This window comes from Liquorilactobacillus mali (assembly GCF_001437155.1).
Taxonomy (GTDB): domain Bacteria; phylum Bacillota; class Bacilli; order Lactobacillales; family Lactobacillaceae; genus Liquorilactobacillus; species Liquorilactobacillus mali_A.
In genome coordinates this window covers 1302-1505 of record NZ_JQAR01000017.1, presented here as the reverse complement: position 1 = coordinate 1505, position 204 = coordinate 1302, and the positions used below count along the sequence as shown (strand labels likewise).

General features: G+C 49.5%; 2 tRNA genes. Both read right to left on the bottom strand.

Annotated features, from left to right (window positions below):
* Position 1 precedes the first annotated feature (1 nt).
* A tRNA-Pro gene (locus IV36_RS07790) sits at positions 2-75 on the bottom strand.
* A 5-nt stretch (positions 76-80) separates the two neighbouring features.
* A tRNA-Arg gene (locus IV36_RS07785) sits at positions 81-154 on the bottom strand.
* Positions 155-204: the final 50 nt, after the last annotated feature.

Here is a 204-nt window from a genome sequence, read left to right as displayed (position 1 = left end):
ATCGGGAAGACAGGATTCGAACCTGCGACCCCCTGGTCCCAAACCAGGTGCTCTACCAAGCTGAGCTACTTCCCGATTAATGCACCCAGTAGGAGTCGAACCTACAACCTTCTGATTCGTAGTCAGACACTCTATCCAATTGCGCTATGGGTGCATCATAATAATATAATAAATGCCGAGGACCGGAATCGAACCGGTACGGTA